We start from the raw sequence: 17,368 nt of genomic DNA on the forward strand, positions 1-17,368 counted from the left end.
AGATAAAATAACACTTTTTATCAAGGGGTGCTTATTGATTCATATATTTGAACAAAAACAATGTCAAACTATGGCAGAAGAAATTCGCAAAAATACTTTCATCAATGAAGAATTATTTGAAGCTTTTTGTTCCACTCCAAGAGAAATTTTTTCACCTTTAAAAATGCATGCTTATAGACTTGATGCGCTTCCTTTAATGGGTAATCAATGGATAAGCTCACCTTTAACCGTAGCTAAAATGACTATGGCACTTGATTTTAAAGATGCTGATAGTGTTTTAGAAATAGGTTGTGGTAGCGGGTATCAAGCTGCGATTTTAAGCAAACTCATTAGAAGAGTTTTTACCATAGAGCGCATTGAAAAACTTGCAATTAGCGCTATAGAAAAATTTAAAAAACTAAACTATGCTAATATCCATGTAAAATTTGATGATGGACAAAATGGTTGGAAAAATTATGCACCTTATGATAGAATTTTACTCTCAGCTTATATAGAACATATTCCAAATGTATTGTTTGATCAACTTGAAAACAATGGAATTTTAGTAGCTCCTTTACTCATAGGAAATCAACAATTTATCACTAAATTTACCAAAAAAGATGGCGAGATTAGTAAAGAAGTTTTAGATGAATGTCTTTTTGTACCCATCAAAGATGGTAAAGAATAATCTTGCTAATTTTTAAGATAAATATTTAATTTTAATATAATTATTTTTAAACATAAGCTTTTTATAGGGGATATTTTTTTATAATTATATTAAAAAGGAATATTATGAGTTTAAAAAAAATACTTTTTGGTTTATTTACCACTAGCATGCTTTTTGCCTATGAGCAAATACCTCAAAATGTCTCACATGAAAATTTTATAGAAAAAGATAAATGGAAAAATTTAGATAAAAACTGGATTTATTGTGAAAGTGGGTTAAATCAAGATTTTATTAATATAAACAGCAAAAAAGCTACAAATAAAAATCATTCTTTAGAATTTAACTATTCAAATGACTCTTTTGGTTTAATGAATGATGGTTATACCATAAAAATGTATTTTGCAAGCAATGGAAGCCATATCGTGCTAGATAATACAAGTTATAATTTATCTCATTTTCACTTCCATAGTCCATCAAAGATTTCTATTGATAAAAAATCTTATCCTTTAGAAATTCATTTTAGCCATGTAAGTCAAAAAGGCGATATAGCAGTAGTTGTACTGCTTTTACAAGAAGGCGCGGAAAATCCTTTTATTAAAAAAATCATCCGTGCTTTTCCTAAAAAAGAAGGCGATAAACTTTATGTTCAAGGCTTAAGTGCTAATGAGTTATTACCAAATAATCTTAAATCTTTTTATATCTTTAAAAATAAACTCAACAAGCCTTGTAATCAAAAAATCACTTGGATAGTTTTAAAAGATATGAACTATGCCTCTAAAGAGCAAATCCAAACTATACAAAATTTAATGGGAAAAAATGAGAATTTAAAAATACAAGAAATTAATAATTTAGAACAAAATGATTAAACATAGCTTGTTTAATCATTTATAAAAGCTTGAATTTTTTCTAAATTAGCTCTAAAAAGTTTAAAATTTAGCTCACTTGAAATTTTTAAATCAGCAAAAAAAGGATTTTTCAAACTAGCTATGAGCAAATAATCATCTTTTTTCAAAACTCTTTGTGTAGAAAATTCTTTATCCTTTGCTTTTTCAAAAATACTTTCATTTGAGTTGATATCTTCTTTTAATTTCTTACTATAAAGCAAAACTCCACAAAAGAAATTTCCAAAATCATCTTTAAATTTCACATCATAAAGAATAAAATCATCAAAAACAAAAGAATTTTGAGAATGATAAGTTTTTAAAGAAAAATCAAAAGCAATTTTTTCAAAATCTTTTTGATCAAAACCTTGTTTGTCAAATTTAGCATTATTTTGTTTTAAAAATTCCTCACACATTTTAAATACAAGCTCATTGCGTCCCCACATAAGCTTTCTTCCTAAAATTCTAAAAAACAAAACTCCTGCTAAAACAGCAAAAAACAAAGCTATAATCACATCTTTGCTAAATTGAAAAGCAAGAAAAAATATAACCAAAGCTTCAGCAAATGCTAAAATTTGTAAAGCTTTGAGTCTTTTATTTAAAGCTTGTCTTATGGCTTCAAAGTCCATTAAGACTTAGCCTTTTCCATTCTTTTTCTTTGAGTAGGATCAAGATATCTTTTTCTAACTCTAATATTTTGCGGAGTAACCTCTACAAGCTCATCTTCTTCTATCCACTCTAACGCTCTTTCAAGGCTTAATTTTCTAGGTGGTACAAGCTTAATCGCATCATCACTACCACTTGCCCTAACATTGGTTAGATTTTTACCTTTAATAGGATTAACATCTAAATCATTTGGGCGTGAATGCTCGCCTATAATCATACCTGTATATACTTTTGTTTGAGGATCAATAAATAATACCCCTCTATCTTGTAAATTAAATAAAGAATATCCTAGTGCAACACCATTTTCCATAGAAATTAACGCGCCATTATTTCTTTTTTCAACTGCTCCACTAAATGGACGAAACTCTAAAAAGCTATGGTTCATAACACCCTCGCCTTTAGTATCTGTTAAAAATTGTGATCTAAATCCTATAAGCCCACGCGCAGGAATTTCAAACTCAAGTCTAGTTTGACCATCTCCAGTTGGTGTCATAGTTTTCATTTCAGCTTTTCTTTTACCTAATTTTTCAATCACAACCCCAGTAAAATCATCAGGCACATCAATCACCAAATGCTCAAATGGTTCTGTTTTAACTCCATCTTCTACCTTAACGATAACTTCAGGTCTTCCCATGCAAAACTCAAAACCTTCTCTACGCATATTTTCAGCCAAGATAGTTATTTGCAGTTCACCTCTTCCACTTACTTTAAATTTACCCTCGCTTGTACTTTCATATTTCATAGCAATATTAGTTTTCATCTCCGCTTCTAGACGTTCTGCGATTTTATTTGAAGTTACATGCTTGCCTTCAGTACCTGCTAAAGGACCATCATTTACTGAGAATACTATGCTTAAAGTTGGTTCTTCTATATGTAAAGGATCAAGAGGCATAGGATTGTTTGGATCTACCACACTATCTCCCACATCTAAAGCTTCAAAACCTGCAATCGCTACAATATCACCTGTTCCTGCTTCCTCAATGTCCATTTTTTCTAGACCCATAAAACCAATAAGTTTTGAAATTCTTCCATTGATTTTAGAACCATCTGCCTTAGCAAGCATTACATTTTGATTTTTCTTTACTTTACCATTAAAAATTCTTGCAATGCCTATTTTACCAACGAAATTATCATAACCTAGAGTAAAAACTTGAAGCTGTAAAGGGTTTTCATCGCTACCGCTTGGAGCAGGTACGCGCTCAAGTATAGTCTTAAACAATGGCTCCATATTAGTGCTTTCATCTTCAAGTGCAAGCTTTGCATAACCATTTTTAGCAGCTGCATAAACTACAGCAAAATCAAGTTGTTCATCATTTGCTTCTAAAGCCACAAAAAGATCAAAAATTTCATTAATTACTCTTTCAGGATCAGCAGCTGGTTTGTCGATTTTATTGATAACAACGATAGGTTTAAGTCCTAAAGATAAAGCCTTTTTTACCACAAATTTAGTTTGAGGCATAACACCTTCTTGTGCATCAACTAAAAGCAAAACCCCATCAACCATTTTTAACACACGCTCAACCTCACCGCCAAAATCAGCATGGCCTGGAGTGTCTATGATGTTTATTTTAGTGCCTTTATAATTAATAGCAGTATTTTTAGAAAGTATAGTAATACCTCTTTCTTTTTCTATATCATTACTATCCATCACACGCTCTGCTATTTGCTCGCGTTCACTAAAGGTTCCTGATTGTTTTAAAAGCTCATCTACCATTGTTGTTTTTCCATGGTCAACGTGAGCTATAACAGCTATATTTCTAATATTGTCCAAGTTTTTCTCCAAAGTCTTAAATTTAAAATCTAATATTATATAAAAAAATTGCTTAAAAATTAAGATTACTAAATTGGAACACTTGTTGCTTTTGTTTGGGTAAGAATTATTTTTAAGGAGAAAAATATGTCAAATCTAGGAACTCAAATCTTTAACGCTAACTTAGAAAAACAAGGAACTTCAGTTTTAAATAGTAAGCATTTTATGGAACTTTTAAATTATCTAGAAGTTGTAAATTCAAATGAAGAAAAAGAACTAAACTATGCAAAACTTTCAAGTAAAGTAAGTGAAATTTTGGATGATGCTCATAATGAAAATGCAGTTTTAAATGCTAAAAATATAGAAGAATTACTAGTAATATTTAAAAACTTTAATCTTTCTCATGAAAATTTAAAACTTGATTGTGCAGCGCAATTGCAAAATTTATTTCCAAATTTAGCAAAAAATAATTTTTTAGTAGGTTAATTAATGTCAAATATCCAAGCTAGCGATGCTTTAAACTTACTAAGCATCGCTCCACAAAATGAAAATCCTAGCAAAGAAAGTGCTAATTCAAATAGTGATGGAGAGGAATTTTTAAATTCACTATTGCAAGCTATAGATGAAAAAGATGGAAGTTTACCAAAAGACTTTAAAGCACCACAAAAAGAAAATAAAAACGAAAGTTTAAAAGAAACCATTGATGATAAAGTTCAATTAGACGAAAAGGATGCTTTAAAACTTTTTGAAGGTGCAAATTTTATGCAAATTCTTTCTTTACTAGAAGTTTTACAAAGTGATAGCAAGGATATAAAATTAAACAAACTTGTCCAAGATAATACTGCTATTTTAGCTCTTGAAAAAAACCTACACAAGTTAAAAAATATAAAAAATATCAATGAGCTTTTTAATATAGCAAAAGAACTTGGATTAAATATAAAAAATATAAAATTTGAACAAATCAAAGATTTAAAAGAAGCTTTTCCAAATCTTGATAAAAAAGGTTTTTTTGAAAATGCAAAACAAAACAATACTAATGTTTTTCAAGATTTAATCAATCAAAAAATCACCAAACTTTTAAAAGAAGAACCAAATACAAATAAAAATATAAAAAGCAAAGAAAACGAAGGTGTTTCTTTACTTTCTTCTGCTTTAAAAAACATAGAGCTTCCAAAAAAAGATGTAAAAGTAAAAGAAAATATTCAAAATATAGATTTCAAAGAAAAATTTATAGAAAAAATTCAAGATAACAAAGAAACAAAAGACATAAAAAATATAAAAAATATTAATAAAAATGATAAATTAAATGATATAGAACTCATTAATCTAACTCAAAATTCAAACTTAAAAAAAGAAATTAAAGATAAAGAAAAAATAGATTTTAAAGAAATATTAAAAAATGAAAAATTAACTACCAGTGAAGATAGTTTTAGTAAAAAAATAAGTTCTGTTTTAGAAAATTCAAAGGACTTAAAAGCTGAATTAACAAATACAAAAAATACTCAAAATTTACAAAATCAAGATTTAAAAATTAATTTAGAGAATTTATTAAATACTCAAGAAAAACAATTAAAAACAGAAAAAAATACTCAAAACACAGATGTTTTTAACGATATTTTCAAAAACACCAAAGAACTTACAAAAGATGATAGTGATCATAATGAAGAAAATTTAAATTCTTACGTGAAAGAAATGAATAGAGTTTCTAATAATTTTGTGAAAAATCAAAATATTCCTATGAAAGAAACTTTCAATGATTTTGCCCAAGAATTTAAAGACAAACTAGAAAGTTATAAAGCACCTATAACTCGCTTTAGTATAACTTTAAATCCACACAATCTTGGAGAAGTAGAAGTTACCTTAGTCCAAAGAGGATCTAATCTAAACATCAGCTTTAATTCTAATCAAAATACTTTAAATCTTTTCATACAACATCAAGCTGAGTTTAAAAACGCTCTTGTAAATATGGGCTTTACAAATTTAGAAATGAATTTTAATAATCAAGAAAGAAAAGAACAAAATAATCAACAAAAACAAAAAAATAACAATAATAAAGAAGATAAGGTGAATTTCGAAAAAGAAATTCAAGAAAAACCAAGCTTAGAAATGGTTTTAGCAAAATATTTTTAAATGGAACATTTTTTGCTTTAAGCTTTAAAAATATATAAAAAAGGATTTTTATGTCAAATATAAATACACAAACTCTTCAAGGTCCTTTAGCAACACTTAATACTAAAGATATGCCAAATGCAAAAGGAAATGCTAGAGCTGGAGAAGGCGATAGTGGGTTGATTTATAACCCTGGAGCAGAACTTGACAAGGATGCATTTTTAAAGCTTCTTTTGATAGAACTTCAACACCAAGATCCAACCGATCCTATGGATACTGAAAAAATGCTTACTCAAACAGCACAACTTTCAGCACTTGAAATGCAAGATAACACCAATAAAACCATGACTCAACTAGTTGATGCGATGGCAAAACTACAAAATTCTATTGCAGCAAGTACCGGTATGAGTGCATTAGCTGCGGTTGGAAAACTTGCAACAGTTAAAGATGATTATCTTGTGGTAGCAGATGATGATATACAATTTCAAATTAATATGTATTTACCAAAAGAACCACAAAAAGGTAAAAAGACTGATATCGACACTGAAGGTTTTGAACTTAAGAAAAATGGTGAAGATAAACTAGACATTACAGGTAAGGTAGATAAAGAAATAGCAGGGCCTGGGGAAACTGTATATGTAAAATTAGTTGATGATAAAGGCCAAGAAGAAACTGTTAAAGCAGTAGTTGGCGAGGATCAAACCTTTAAAATCATAGGACATACTCCAAGCGTTGATATCAAAACAGCTAAGATTGATTCAGCTTATAAATCAGATAGCGAACCTGTAACATTTACTATTTATAACGAAGCAGGTGATCCTGTAAGAACAATGAAAGTTAAAGATATGACTGCAGGTATGAAACAGATTGTTTGGGATAGAACAGATGATAGTGGAAATCCTGTGCCATCTGGTAAATACTATGTAAGAGCAAATTATATAGGTGAAGATGGAACAACAGTTAACTCAACTTATGGTGCTTATCCTATCACCGGTGTAAGATTTGAAGATGGTGAAGCTCTAGTTGGTATGGGCGGTAGCTGGGTTAAATGGGAAGACATTAAAGAAATTACAGGATAAAATCATGTTTACAGCATTTTACAATGGAGTAAATGGAGTAAAATCCCAAAGTTATGGTATAGACAATACTGCTCACAATATAAGCAATGTCAATACAGTTGGTTTTAAATACTCTGATGTAGCATTCAAAGATGTATTTTACAGCACCGTTACAACCCAATCATACAACAAAGGTCAAACTGGTTATGGTAGTGTAACAGGAGCTACAAATGATGTTTTTGAACAAGGGCCACTAGTTTCTACTGATAACGAATTTGATGTGGCTATTGCTGGAAAGGGCTTTTTTGGTGTAAGTAATGCCAATGGAGTTTATTATACTAGAAATGGTGCTTTTAAACCTGATGCAAATGGATTTTTAGTAGATTCAAATGGTAATTATGTGCTTGGAACTATGAATCCATCATTAAAAGAAATTCAGCTAAGCGATAGGGTTTCTAATATGTTTGGTCAAGCTATGGGACAAAAAGTTACCACAGCTTGGAGTGGAACACCTGGAGAAAATTTCCAAATAGGTGGAGTTAATACCCAAGGGCCTATTTCTGTGCCTAAAAATCTTTATTTACCGCCTCAACCAACACAAAATATCACTTGGAGTGGAAATTTAGACACAAGCACCAAAACAGAAGCAGTGAATGTAGATGTAGATGCTTCTAAATTTGAATTTAGTAAAAATGAAGATGGTAGTGTAAAAATTTCAGGTAGTGTAAAAGATGAGCAAATTTTTGGTTTAAAGCCTGGTGATACTATATATTTTAAAATTACTGATGAAAAAGGTGCTAGTCAAACATTACAAGCTACTTTAGATGAGAATTTGGCTTTTAGTATTGACAATCAAAAACTAGATAAAGTAGATTTAGAAACAGCTAAGTTAGAATCATCTCATTTAAGTGTAGAAAAAGAAGTAGCTGATAGCACAGAACTTTCTGCAAAATTAATTAATCCTGATGGTTCTACTAGTTGGGTTAAGGTTAAATTAGATAGAGTTTTACCGCAAAATGGCACAGATTTAGAGTACAAAGCAGTTGCTCAAGTATATGATAATGATGGTAATAAAATAGGTGGAACTACCGAAGGTTTAATCACCTTTAATGAAGCTGGAGCTTTGGTATCTAGCACTCTAAACTCAGTTGATAATAACGGAACAAAAGTCAATATAAACCTTGGTTCTTATTATGATCCAAATATACCAAATTCAGGTTATGATGGACTTCATGCTTTAAAAAATAAACAGCCTTCAGTACACACACAAACAGATGGCAAAGGTGAAGGGTTTTTAAATAATTATTCTATCAACACAGATGGTACTATCATCGCCACTTTTACCAATGGTGATCAAATAGCTATGGCAAAACTTGCTTTGTTTAATTTTACCAATGAACAAGGCTTGGAAAAGCTAGGAGAGAATCTTTATGGACAAACAGGAAATAGTGGTAATCCAACCTTTTTGCTTGATGATAATGGAAATTTCAGCACAGCAACCTTTAAAGGCTCTTATTTAGAGCAATCAAATGTAGATTTATCCGTAGCATTTACAAACTTAATCACTTTACAAAAAGCTTATGATTCAAGTAGTAAAAGTATCACAACAGCTGATCAAATGATACAAAAAGCAATCAACATGAAACGCTAATTTTAGCCTTTCATGATGGTTCTTTTGAATTTTTTTCTAAAATATATTTTATTTCTTGCTCAAAAAATTCATACACCCTAAGTTGCACTAAAGCTTCTTCTTCATTTTTATCCATCAAACGCTCAAGTCTATGAAAATTAATCTTTTTTGCATATCTTGGATTTTTCTTTAAAAGTGAAGCAATATTTTTAAGTAAAGCGTCTAAACTAAGCTCATTTTTTAAAACTCTATCCACATATTCTTTAGAAGTTTGCACTAAAATAGCCTGCCTGCTTTTATCATCTGGATAAACTTCACTTGCAATATCAGCCAAAACTTGCCAAATTTCTGCTTTTATAGTCTTATTTGCCACAATAATAGCAGCAAAAGATTTTGCTCTAAATTCTAAAGATAAATGACTAGGAACAAAAAATTCTCTAAATTTAGATAAAAAGTTTGCAAATATACTCAACATACTTCACCTCAATGTTTTTTAAGATATTTTAAGGTATTATTTCAACTGCCTTCTCTTAGACCTGTGCAATGCTATTTTTAAGCACCGCTTCAGGGTGGGAACACAGCAGAGCACTTAGACTTAGTGTGTGCCGCAGTCATCTGGGAGAAGGTTTTAAAGTTTAAAATATCCTTTAATATCCTCACAAATTCTAAAGAAATTTACCCCATTAATAGTCGGATTTGTTTTAAAATATTCATACATTCCCACAAAACCACTTTCAAGCTCTTTAGACTTTACTCCATAGCTAATCGATAAAGCTGCTTCTATAAAAGCTGCTAATTTATCACAATATTTCAAAGCCTTTCCATCAATAGCCTTAAAACGATCTTCATTAACCGCATCTAAACTACCACTATAAACACTTGGCTTGTTATTAAAAATACGATTTTCAAATTCATTTTTTACAAAGGCACTTTCTTCATTTTGTCCTTCTCTAATACCAAGTATATAGCTAAATTCCTCTCTAAAAGATAGTGGTATAAAAGGTAAAATTTTCTCATTAATAAGCTTCATTTCATACTCATTGATGATTTCATTTAAACCATCTATGCCATATTTTACCGGAGAGATGATATCTCTAGTTAAACTTTCAGGCAAATCATGAAACAAAGCGCAATAAAAATTGCTTTCTATTCTACCATCGCATGCTTTTACTTCTAAAGAATAAAAATAAGACAAAATAGCTACCACAAGCATATGCCCTAAAACTGCAGTTTCTGGAATCCTTGGAGTTTGTGCCCATCTTTTTTGAAAACGCAAGCGTCCACTTAAATCGATTATTTTAGAAATTTTTTGATTAAGAGCTATTTTTCTTGCGCCGATTAATTCATAATAATCTTCTAATTCTTCTTCAACCTTAGCCTTAATCTCATCGATATCACTTAAAAACGAGCTAGTTTGATAAACTATATTAAACTCCCACCTTGTCGCAAAATACGAAGCAGCTTTTAAAATAAGCCTTTCTTTCGCATAATCTTTACCTTGTAAAAAAAGCTCATAGCGTTTTAAAAATGCACCATTTTCAATATCTTGAATCATCGGTGCGATTTTACTTAACACCCAAGCACTTACTTGCTCATTTTTTGCACGCGTTATCTCATGATACACATCAGGGCGTATATCAGTCACTACCACCCTGCTTAAAAACTCAAAAATCCCCGCTTCTATGATAAAGCGCATATTGACATCTTTTTCCATTTTAGCAATGAAATAAGCAATGATAAATTTATGTGCTTGTTTATCAAGCTCGACTAAATTTGTCATTCTAGGATAATCATTCCATCTTGATATAGAAGCGGCTTTAAAAATATGCTCTATTAATTCTACACTAATCATTTATTTCCTTTTTTTGCTGTGATTTTACTTTATTTTATAATCTTTAGCAAATTTTATTTTGATATTATGATTTAATGTTTTATTATTAAGTAATGCAATAAGAAGAATTTGAGATTAACAAGCTTATGTCAATAAAAATTATAAAACTAGCTTTAAACAATCAAAAAAGCTCTTTTGTTTTATAGAGTGTATATCCTTCATAATAATAGCTTGCATCAATCCCTCTTGCAAAAATATTAAAGCTACAAATGTCATCACTCAAAGCATTTTGAAGTAAAATTTTTATCTCTACATCTTTAATAGGGCTTCTTTGCATAGCCATTATATAATCATCTTTATTAATTAAACTCCAATCAACCACTTTTTTCAACTCTTTTTTAAGTATTAAATCAAGCCAAATTCTCATGCTTCTGCCATTTCCCTCTCTGAAAGGATGAGCTACATTCATTTCTACATATTTTTCTACAATTTGTTCAAAGCAAGATTGCTCCATGAGTTCTATTTTTTTAATTGCTTCATGTAAATAAATAGCAGAAGCAAATCTAAAATTTTCTTTTGAAATATTTACTTCTCTTATTTTTCCTGCAAAATCATAAATATCTTCAAATAATTTTTGATGAATTACCCTTAAGCTTTCAAAACTTCCTGCTTTTAATGTATCTAAAAAACCACTTTCAAATAAAGCTTTTGCCTTTAGTTTGCTTATTCTTTCTTCTTTGGCCAATTCTAGTTGATTGTTTATACCAAGTTTATTTGTAAGTATCATTTTAAACCTTTAAAGTTTATATTTTATAAGATATTTAATATAAACTTTATTAAATTTATGATTTAAAACTCTTTTGTTTGGCTTAACTTAAGATAAATTTCATCATTTTTACTAAGTTCTTTATGATGATAAATGCTAAAAATATATCCTTCCAAACTCACACTTAACTCATAAAAATCCCCATAAAATACGCATTCTAAAACGCTAGCTTTTAAAGGAGTTTGTGAAGTTGAAATTTGTATATCATTAGGGCGTAAAATGCCATTTTTACTTTGCAAATATACTTTGAATTTCTCATCTAAAATTGTATTTGGATCTATAAAAAATGCTTCTCCCAAAAAGCAAGCACTATCTATATTTTTAGGCTTATAAAAAAGCTCTTTGGCACTTCCATAGTCTAAAATTTTCCCATCCTTAATCAAAGCGATATTATCTGATAAATAAAAAGCATCGTCTTTATCATGTGTGACAAAAATAGCACTAAGCTTATGCTCTTTTAAGATATTTTTGATTTCTTTGCGCATTTTAACGCTTAAAGTGTGATTTAAATTTGAAAAAGGTTCATCAAAAAGTATAATCTTTGGCCTTGCAACTATGGTTCTTGCTAGTGCTACTCTTTGGGCTTGCCCACCGCTTAGCTCATTTGGATAGCGCTTTAAAAGTGTATTTAAATTTAAAATTTCTAAAACTTCATCAAGCCTTTGTTTTTGCTCGTTTTTACTTAAAGAGCTTATACCAAAGCATATATTTTCTTCTACATTTAAGTGCGGAAATAAAGCATAATCTTGAAACAAAACTCCAACATCACGCTCTTGTGGGGCTAAATACACACTCTTAGAAGCAACTAGTTTATCCCCTATACAAATACTGCCATCATTGATTTCAAAAAAACCTGCTATACAACCAAGCAAAGAACTCTTACCACATCCACTTTCTCCCAAAATACTGACAATCTCACCTTCTTTTAAGCTCAAAGAAATTCCTTTTAAAACTTCTGTTTTTCCAAAAGATTTGTAAAGATTGTCAATTTTTAAGATTTCCATTATTGTCCTTTTTGGTTGTTTTTATTTTGCAAATAATGCATTAAAAATGTAGGGATAATCCCAAATAACACTATAATCAAAGATGGCAAAGAAACATTATAAATTAATTCATTTTCACTATAAGCAAATACAAGCGATGAAAGAGTTTGAAAACCTGATGGTGAAAGTATAGTCGAAATAGGCAATTCTTTTAAAATATCCACACAAATAATCACCACAGCTAAAGCTAAATAGTGCTTCATCAAAGGAAAATGAATTTGAGTGAAAATTTTAAGTGGTTTTGATTTTAAGGTTAAATTCGCATAGTCTATGTTTTTAGAAATTCGCTCATAGCCTGATTGAGTTGCAAAAATCCCTGAAGCTAAAAATCTTACAAAATATCCAAAAAATAATACTAAAAATCCACCACCTATGGCGTATTCAAACGATAAAAGATCAAAAATATAATTTAACACACCCAAAATCACTAAAATTCCCACAGCTACCACAGCTCCAGGTAAAGAATACCCCAAAGTCGTAAGCCAAAGAATGATTTTAGAAGCTTTTGTATCGTTTAAACGCACCACAAAACACAAATAAAATGCCACCCCCACAATAGTAAAAGAACTCACTAAAGCCACGCTAAGACTATAAAATGCAGGTGTTAAGACATTGCTTAAATTTTGCATAAAATCAAACCCGGCCCAATAAACAAGCCATATAATAGGCACGACAAAGGCTAAAAATGCCACTAAAAAGCACCATAAAAAGGCTAAAAATGCCTTTAAGCCTTTTAACTCATCTTTTGGAGTAGGTAAAAATACATTTTGATTAAAGCCTTTTTTGCCTCTTTGAATTTTTTCTAAAAGCATTAAAAGTGCGATAAACACTAGCAAAGCCACGCTTAAAGCCACAGCACTCACTTCATCACCGCCACTTCCCCATGTTCTAAAAATTCCTGCACTAAAAGTATCTACGCCAAAATACGCCACCAAGCCATAATCACTCAAAACCTCCATAGCCACCAACAGCAAAGCGCCCACTATACCCACACGGCAAAATGGCAAAATCACTTTAAAAAATGTTTTTAAATTAGAAGCCTTAAGTGTTTTAGCACTTAAAATGATATTTCCAAGTCCATAAGCAAAAGTATTTTTAGCAAAAAAATACACATAAGGATAAAGTGCAAAAGATAAAATCACAATCACACCATATGCATTCATGATATCTATACGCCTATCAATGCCTAAAAAAGTAGGGATTAAACCTTGAAATTCAAACAAATCAATCCAAACAAAACCCATCACATAAGAAGGTATAGCCAAAGGTAAAATCAAAAACCATTCAAAAAATTTCGAGCCAAAAAATTTATAAAAAGCTATCAAATAGGCACTAACTAAACCTATAATCAAACACAATACTAAAGTACCAAACAATATAAAAGCACTACCAAAAATATATCGTGGCAAGACATTTTTACTCAAATGTTTTAAGGTGTTAATATCTATAAAAGGAAGGTGCAAGATGATGGCAAGTATAGGCAGTATGATTAAACTACAGAAAAAAAAGGTGGCAAAAGACCACCTTAGACTTAAAAATTTCAAATTTTATTTTTCCTTAATTATTTCCATTGAACTTCATCAAAAATCATTAAAGCTTCTTTAGCATTACCCCAGTAAGCTTCAAAATTTGGTTTTTCAATTTTAAACTCGCCCCATGATTGTAAAATTTTAGCAGGTTTTACTTCTTTATTTACCGGATACTCATAATTTTGGTTTGTTAAAATTTCTTGTGCTTCTTTTGAAAGCATAAACTCGATAAATTTAACAGCAGCTTCTTTATTTTTAGAAGTTTTTAAAACACCTATACCACTTACATTAATATGTGTTCCTCTACCATCTTGGTTTGGAAAAATCACTTTTACTGAATTTGCAGCTTCAACATCTTTAGGATTTTTTGAATTTGCTAAATGCCCTAGATAATAACTATTTGATATAGCTACATCGCCTTCTTTTGCATAGATTGCACGAATTTGATCACGATCCCCACCTTTTGGAGTACGTGCAAGATTATTTGCTATACCTTGTGCCCATTCTTTTGCTTTTTCTTTACCCAAAGTATCAATCATTGCACTTAATAAAGAGATATTATAAACATTATTTGAACTTCTTACTAAAACTTTACCTTTAAATTTAGGATCAGTTAAATCCTCATAAGTTTTAATCTCTCCATCTTTAATTCTATCTTTAGAAGCGATGATGATTCTTGCTCTTGTTGTAAAAGCATACCATTCGTTGTTTTTACCTCTTAGCTCTTTTGGAGAAAGTTTTTCTAACTCAGGCGAGCTAACCGAAACAAAAAGATTATTTGTGCGAACTTGTTCTAAATTTCCTGCATCAGCAGTCATAAATAAGTCTGCCTTTGAATTTTTACCTTCAACTTCTAATCTTTTAGCAAGCTCATTAGCTTTAGCTTGCACCACATTTACACTAATGCCTGTTTTTTCTTGAAATAATTTGAAAATTCCTTTATCAGAATCATAATGACGATGAGAATAAATCGTAAGCTCTTGAGCGCTTAAACTCATAGCAGCTAATAAAGATAGTAAAACTACTTTTGCTTTCATTTTATAAATTTCCTTAATTTTAAATTTTGAAATTGATAAAGATTATTATATTAATAATTCACTTTATATTTACTTAAATTGATACACATAATCATTTTAAAATAAAATAATACAAAATTAACATAAATCAAGATATTTTTTCTCTCATTTTTATATAATCACCAAAAATACAATATGCAAAGGAGAAAAAATGACTCAAGAACAAATTCAAATCATCAAAGATTGTGTGCCAATTTTACAAAAAAATGGCGAAGTTTTAACTAAAGAATTTTATAAAATCATGTTTGAAGAATACCCTGAAGTAAAACCTATGTTTAATATGGAAAAACAAGCTTCAGGAGAACAACCAAAAGCTTTAGCAATGGCTATTTTAATGGCAGCAAAAAATGTAGAAAATTTAGAAAATATGAGAAGCTTTGTTGATAAAGTAGCTATCACTCATACAAAATTAAATGTCAAAGAAGAGCATTACCCTATAGTAGGCGCTTGTCTTTTAAAGGCTATTAAAGTAGTATTAAATGCAGATGAAACTACACTAAAAGCTTGGGAAGAAGCTTATGGTGCTATTGCTAAATTTTACATAGACATTGAAAAAGAAATTTATGCAAAAGCTAAGTAATCATAGGCTTTGATTTCAAAGCCTAGAATTTTTCTACGGCATTTTTTGCTAATTCTTTTATATCGCCTTTTAATTCACAAATTTGACCATTTTGTGCGAGTAAAATTCTATCAGCCATATCAAAATACACATCATCATGAGTTATAGCAAATATAGTAATACCTTTTTGCTTTAAAAGTGGCAAAAGTTTAGTATAAAAAAACTTTCTAAACATAGGATCTTGATCAGCAGCCCACTCATCTAAAATCAAAATATCTCTTTTTTCAAGCAAAGCATTAAGCATAGCTAGACGCTTTTTTTGTCCAGCTGAGAGCTTTATAGTACTAAAAGTATTTCCCACAAGTTCTACTTTTTCATTAAGTTCTAAAATTTCAAGCCAGTATACCAAGTCTTCTTTGCTAAATTTCTCATCTTCTAAAACATGCTCAAACAAATGAAAATCACTAAAAATAGCACTAATTAAACTTCTATACTCGTAAATATTTTCCGAAGTTACTTTTTCATCATCTAAAAAAATATCCCCTTTAAAATCTGTAAAAAGTCCAGCTAAAATCATAGAAAAAGTAGATTTACCACTACCATTTTTACCTATTAAAAATACACATTCGCCTTTTTTAAGCTCAAAATTTACAGGCTTTAGGGCAAATTTTTCATTGTATGCAAAAGACACATCTTTAAAAGAAAGTTTTTGCCAAGTTTTTTTATTTTGACTGAGTTTAAACTCGTGAGAATAATTTTCTAAATTTAAATTTGAAATTTTATCTAAAGCGATTTTTGCCATCATAAGCGTAGGAAAACTTCCTATCATAGCTCCAAGTGGCGCTCTTAAAAAAAGCACACTTAAAGCAATAGTCGTAGCACTTTGCAAACTAGCAAGCTCATAATTTAAAGCTATATAAAACTCTACTCCTACTAAAGCTAGCATAGCACTATTGCTCCAATTGTTAGATAAAATATGCAAGATATTTCCCATAGTAGAGCTTTTTTTCTTTTTCAAAGCATTTTTTTCAAACTCATTTTCATAATAATACTTCGCCCTTAAAGGATTTAAGGTTAATTCTTTATGTCCTTGTAAAATATTTTGATAATTTTTTTGCAAAGCATCATCATTTTCTCTAGCATTTTTAAAATAAAAATACACCTTGCTCATCAAAAAATTATCCACCAAAAAAACACACACTATCCACGCTAAACACAAAAAGAAAATTTCTAAAGAAAGATAAGCTATATAAGCACTTACACAAATAATCAAAACACTTGATTGTACAAATTCAGGAAGCCTTAAAAGCCCAAAAGAAATACTACGCACATCATTATTTAAAGAAGCTAAAATCTTTGCTTTGGTAGTATTTAAAATACTCAAAACACTTGTATCTAAAATTTGCTTTACAACCCTTCTTTGCATTTTAAAAATAAAGCTTTGTCCAAACGAGCTTAGAGCAATTTCTACAAAAGAAGAACTCGCAAAAAACACAAGCAATAAAAGCACAAAATACACAATGATATTTGAGTTTTCAAGACTAATTTTTAATAAAAACTCATTGATGAAAACTAAAGTTAGCACACCTAATATACTCGTAAAAATACTAAAAAGTAAAAAAAGAATGATTTTAAATTTATTTTCTTGAAATAAAATCCACAAAAAACTCACAATGATACCTTTTTAAACAATAATTATAAAATTATAACAATTTTTAAAAATTATTTTTTATATCACAAAGCCTATTTTATGGTATTTACAAA

16 protein-coding genes and 1 other RNA gene are annotated in these 17,368 nt (G+C 29.8%); 8 read left to right on the forward strand and 9 right to left on the reverse strand.

All coding sequences use genetic code 11. The features are described from left to right. The first annotated feature begins 37 nt into the window (after positions 1-37). Together CAMP5121_RS06475 and CAMP5121_RS06480 are read left to right on the forward strand one after the other, a co-directional pair. The gene (locus tag CAMP5121_RS06475; protein ID WP_263664091.1) at positions 38-667 is read left to right on the forward strand and encodes a protein-L-isoaspartate(D-aspartate) O-methyltransferase; all 630 of its coding nucleotides are present in this window, start codon (positions 38-40) and stop codon (positions 665-667) included. Positions 668-771: 104 nt separating this feature from the next. Further along, the gene (locus CAMP5121_RS06480) at positions 772-1,512 is read left to right on the forward strand and encodes a carbonic anhydrase family protein (RefSeq protein WP_337215134.1); all 741 of its coding nucleotides are present in this window, start codon (positions 772-774) and stop codon (positions 1,510-1,512) included. A gap of 11 nt (positions 1,513-1,523) precedes the next feature. On the opposite strand, the gene CAMP5121_RS06485 is transcribed toward CAMP5121_RS06480, so the two are convergent. Together CAMP5121_RS06485 and typA are read right to left on the reverse strand one after the other, a co-directional pair. Further along, complete coding sequence (locus CAMP5121_RS06485; RefSeq protein WP_337215135.1) at positions 1,524-2,156, reverse strand: poly(A) polymerase; 633 nt, start codon at positions 2,154-2,156, stop codon at positions 1,524-1,526. Next, positions 2,156-3,964, reverse strand: a complete 1,809-nt coding sequence (gene typA / locus CAMP5121_RS06490) for a translational GTPase TypA (RefSeq protein WP_337215136.1) — start codon at positions 3,962-3,964, stop codon at positions 2,156-2,158. Before typA ends, CAMP5121_RS06485 begins: the two co-directional genes overlap by 1 nt. Before the next feature lie 126 nt (positions 3,965-4,090). On the opposite strand from typA, the gene CAMP5121_RS06495 reads away from it, so the two are divergent. The 4 genes from CAMP5121_RS06495 to CAMP5121_RS06515 are packed head-to-tail and all read left to right on the forward strand — an operon-like array spanning position 4,091 to position 8,761. Continuing rightward, entirely contained in the window at positions 4,091-4,429 is a 339-nt protein-coding gene (locus CAMP5121_RS06495) for a hypothetical protein (RefSeq protein ID WP_257404661.1), read from the forward strand. Positions 4,430-4,432: 3 nt separating this feature from the next. Further along, on the forward strand, positions 4,433-6,073 hold the full coding sequence (fliK, locus tag CAMP5121_RS06500) for a flagellar hook-length control protein FliK (protein WP_337215137.1): 1,641 nt from the start codon (positions 4,433-4,435) through the stop codon (positions 6,071-6,073). 50 nt (positions 6,074-6,123) lie between these two features. Further along, positions 6,124-7,131, forward strand: a complete 1,008-nt coding sequence (locus CAMP5121_RS08145; RefSeq protein WP_412175003.1) for a flagellar hook capping FlgD N-terminal domain-containing protein — start codon at positions 6,124-6,126, stop codon at positions 7,129-7,131. Positions 7,132-7,135: 4 nt separating this feature from the next. Further along, entirely contained in the window at positions 7,136-8,761 is a 1,626-nt protein-coding gene (locus CAMP5121_RS06515) for a flagellar hook protein FlgE (RefSeq protein WP_337215138.1), read from the forward strand. Between the two features lie 10 nt (positions 8,762-8,771). Here the strand turns inward: CAMP5121_RS06515 and CAMP5121_RS06520 are convergent, their stop codons facing one another. After that, on the reverse strand, positions 8,772-9,215 hold the full coding sequence (locus CAMP5121_RS06520) for a hypothetical protein (protein WP_263664035.1): 444 nt from the start codon (positions 9,213-9,215) through the stop codon (positions 8,772-8,774). A gap of 52 nt (positions 9,216-9,267) precedes the next feature. Here CAMP5121_RS06520 and ffs point away from each other — a divergent pair. Then, positions 9,268-9,365, forward strand: an RNA gene (gene ffs / locus CAMP5121_RS06525) — signal recognition particle sRNA small type. 3 nt (positions 9,366-9,368) lie between these two features. On the opposite strand, the gene CAMP5121_RS06530 is transcribed toward ffs, so the two are convergent. The 5 genes from CAMP5121_RS06530 to CAMP5121_RS06550 form a co-directional block, all read right to left on the reverse strand. Further along, positions 9,369-10,592, reverse strand: a complete 1,224-nt coding sequence (locus CAMP5121_RS06530) for an HD domain-containing protein (RefSeq protein WP_214119062.1) — start codon at positions 10,590-10,592, stop codon at positions 9,369-9,371. 160 nt (positions 10,593-10,752) lie between these two features. Beyond that, positions 10,753-11,358 carry a protein adenylyltransferase Fic gene (gene fic, locus CAMP5121_RS06535; protein ID WP_337215139.1) on the reverse strand — a complete coding sequence of 202 codons (606 nt, stop codon included), beginning with the start codon at positions 11,356-11,358 and terminating at the stop codon, positions 10,753-10,755. Positions 11,359-11,420: 62 nt separating this feature from the next. Beyond that, positions 11,421-12,401, reverse strand: a complete 981-nt coding sequence (locus tag CAMP5121_RS06540; RefSeq protein ID WP_263728133.1) for an ABC transporter ATP-binding protein — start codon at positions 12,399-12,401, stop codon at positions 11,421-11,423. Beyond that, the gene (locus CAMP5121_RS06545) at positions 12,401-13,984 is read right to left on the reverse strand and encodes an ABC transporter permease (protein WP_263708852.1); all 1,584 of its coding nucleotides are present in this window, start codon (positions 13,982-13,984) and stop codon (positions 12,401-12,403) included. Before CAMP5121_RS06545 ends, CAMP5121_RS06540 begins: the two co-directional genes overlap by 1 nt. Positions 13,985-14,001: 17 nt before the next feature. After that, positions 14,002-15,006: an extracellular solute-binding protein gene (locus tag CAMP5121_RS06550; RefSeq protein ID WP_220517292.1), complete on the reverse strand. Its 1,005-nt coding sequence runs from the start codon at positions 15,004-15,006 to the stop codon at positions 14,002-14,004. A gap of 190 nt (positions 15,007-15,196) precedes the next feature. Between CAMP5121_RS06550 and cgb the strand changes: the two genes are divergently transcribed. Continuing rightward, a complete protein-coding gene (gene cgb, locus CAMP5121_RS06555) occupies positions 15,197-15,625 on the forward strand; it encodes a single-domain globin Cgb (protein WP_257397236.1) in 429 nt (142 codons plus the stop codon). A 22-nt stretch (positions 15,626-15,647) separates the two neighbouring features. On the opposite strand, the gene CAMP5121_RS06560 is transcribed toward cgb, so the two are convergent. Further along, positions 15,648-17,276, reverse strand: a complete 1,629-nt coding sequence (locus CAMP5121_RS06560) for a multidrug ABC transporter permease/ATP-binding protein (protein WP_337215140.1) — start codon at positions 17,274-17,276, stop codon at positions 15,648-15,650. Positions 17,277-17,368 lie beyond the last annotated feature (92 nt).

Origin of the sequence: Campylobacter sp. 2352 PW, assembly GCF_024723575.1 — a bacterium.
Classification (GTDB): domain Bacteria; phylum Campylobacterota; class Campylobacteria; order Campylobacterales; family Campylobacteraceae; genus Campylobacter_D.

What these genes read in the sequence shown, in the direction of transcription:
- CAMP5121_RS06480 (WP_337215134.1), top strand. Translation starts at nt 772, where the DNA reads ATGAGTTTAAAAAAAATACTTTTTGGTTTATTTACCACTAGCATGCTT.
- CAMP5121_RS06485 (WP_337215135.1), bottom strand. Translation starts at nt 2,156, where the DNA reads ATGGACTTTGAAGCCATAAGACAAGCTTTAAATAAAAGACTCAAAGCT.
- CAMP5121_RS06495 (WP_257404661.1), top strand. Translation starts at nt 4,091, where the DNA reads ATGTCAAATCTAGGAACTCAAATCTTTAACGCTAACTTAGAAAAACAA.
- fliK (WP_337215137.1), top strand. Translation starts at nt 4,433, where the DNA reads ATGTCAAATATCCAAGCTAGCGATGCTTTAAACTTACTAAGCATCGCT.
- CAMP5121_RS08145 (WP_412175003.1), top strand. Translation starts at nt 6,124, where the DNA reads ATGTCAAATATAAATACACAAACTCTTCAAGGTCCTTTAGCAACACTT.
- CAMP5121_RS06515 (WP_337215138.1), top strand. Translation starts at nt 7,136, where the DNA reads ATGTTTACAGCATTTTACAATGGAGTAAATGGAGTAAAATCCCAAAGT.
- CAMP5121_RS06520 (WP_263664035.1), bottom strand. Translation starts at nt 9,215, where the DNA reads ATGTTGAGTATATTTGCAAACTTTTTATCTAAATTTAGAGAATTTTTT.
- CAMP5121_RS06530 (WP_214119062.1), bottom strand. Translation starts at nt 10,592, where the DNA reads ATGATTAGTGTAGAATTAATAGAGCATATTTTTAAAGCCGCTTCTATA.
- fic (WP_337215139.1), bottom strand. Translation starts at nt 11,358, where the DNA reads ATGATACTTACAAATAAACTTGGTATAAACAATCAACTAGAATTGGCC.
- CAMP5121_RS06540 (WP_263728133.1), bottom strand. Translation starts at nt 12,401, where the DNA reads ATGGAAATCTTAAAAATTGACAATCTTTACAAATCTTTTGGAAAAACA.
- CAMP5121_RS06550 (WP_220517292.1), bottom strand. Translation starts at nt 15,006, where the DNA reads ATGAAAGCAAAAGTAGTTTTACTATCTTTATTAGCTGCTATGAGTTTA.
- cgb (WP_257397236.1), top strand. Translation starts at nt 15,197, where the DNA reads ATGACTCAAGAACAAATTCAAATCATCAAAGATTGTGTGCCAATTTTA.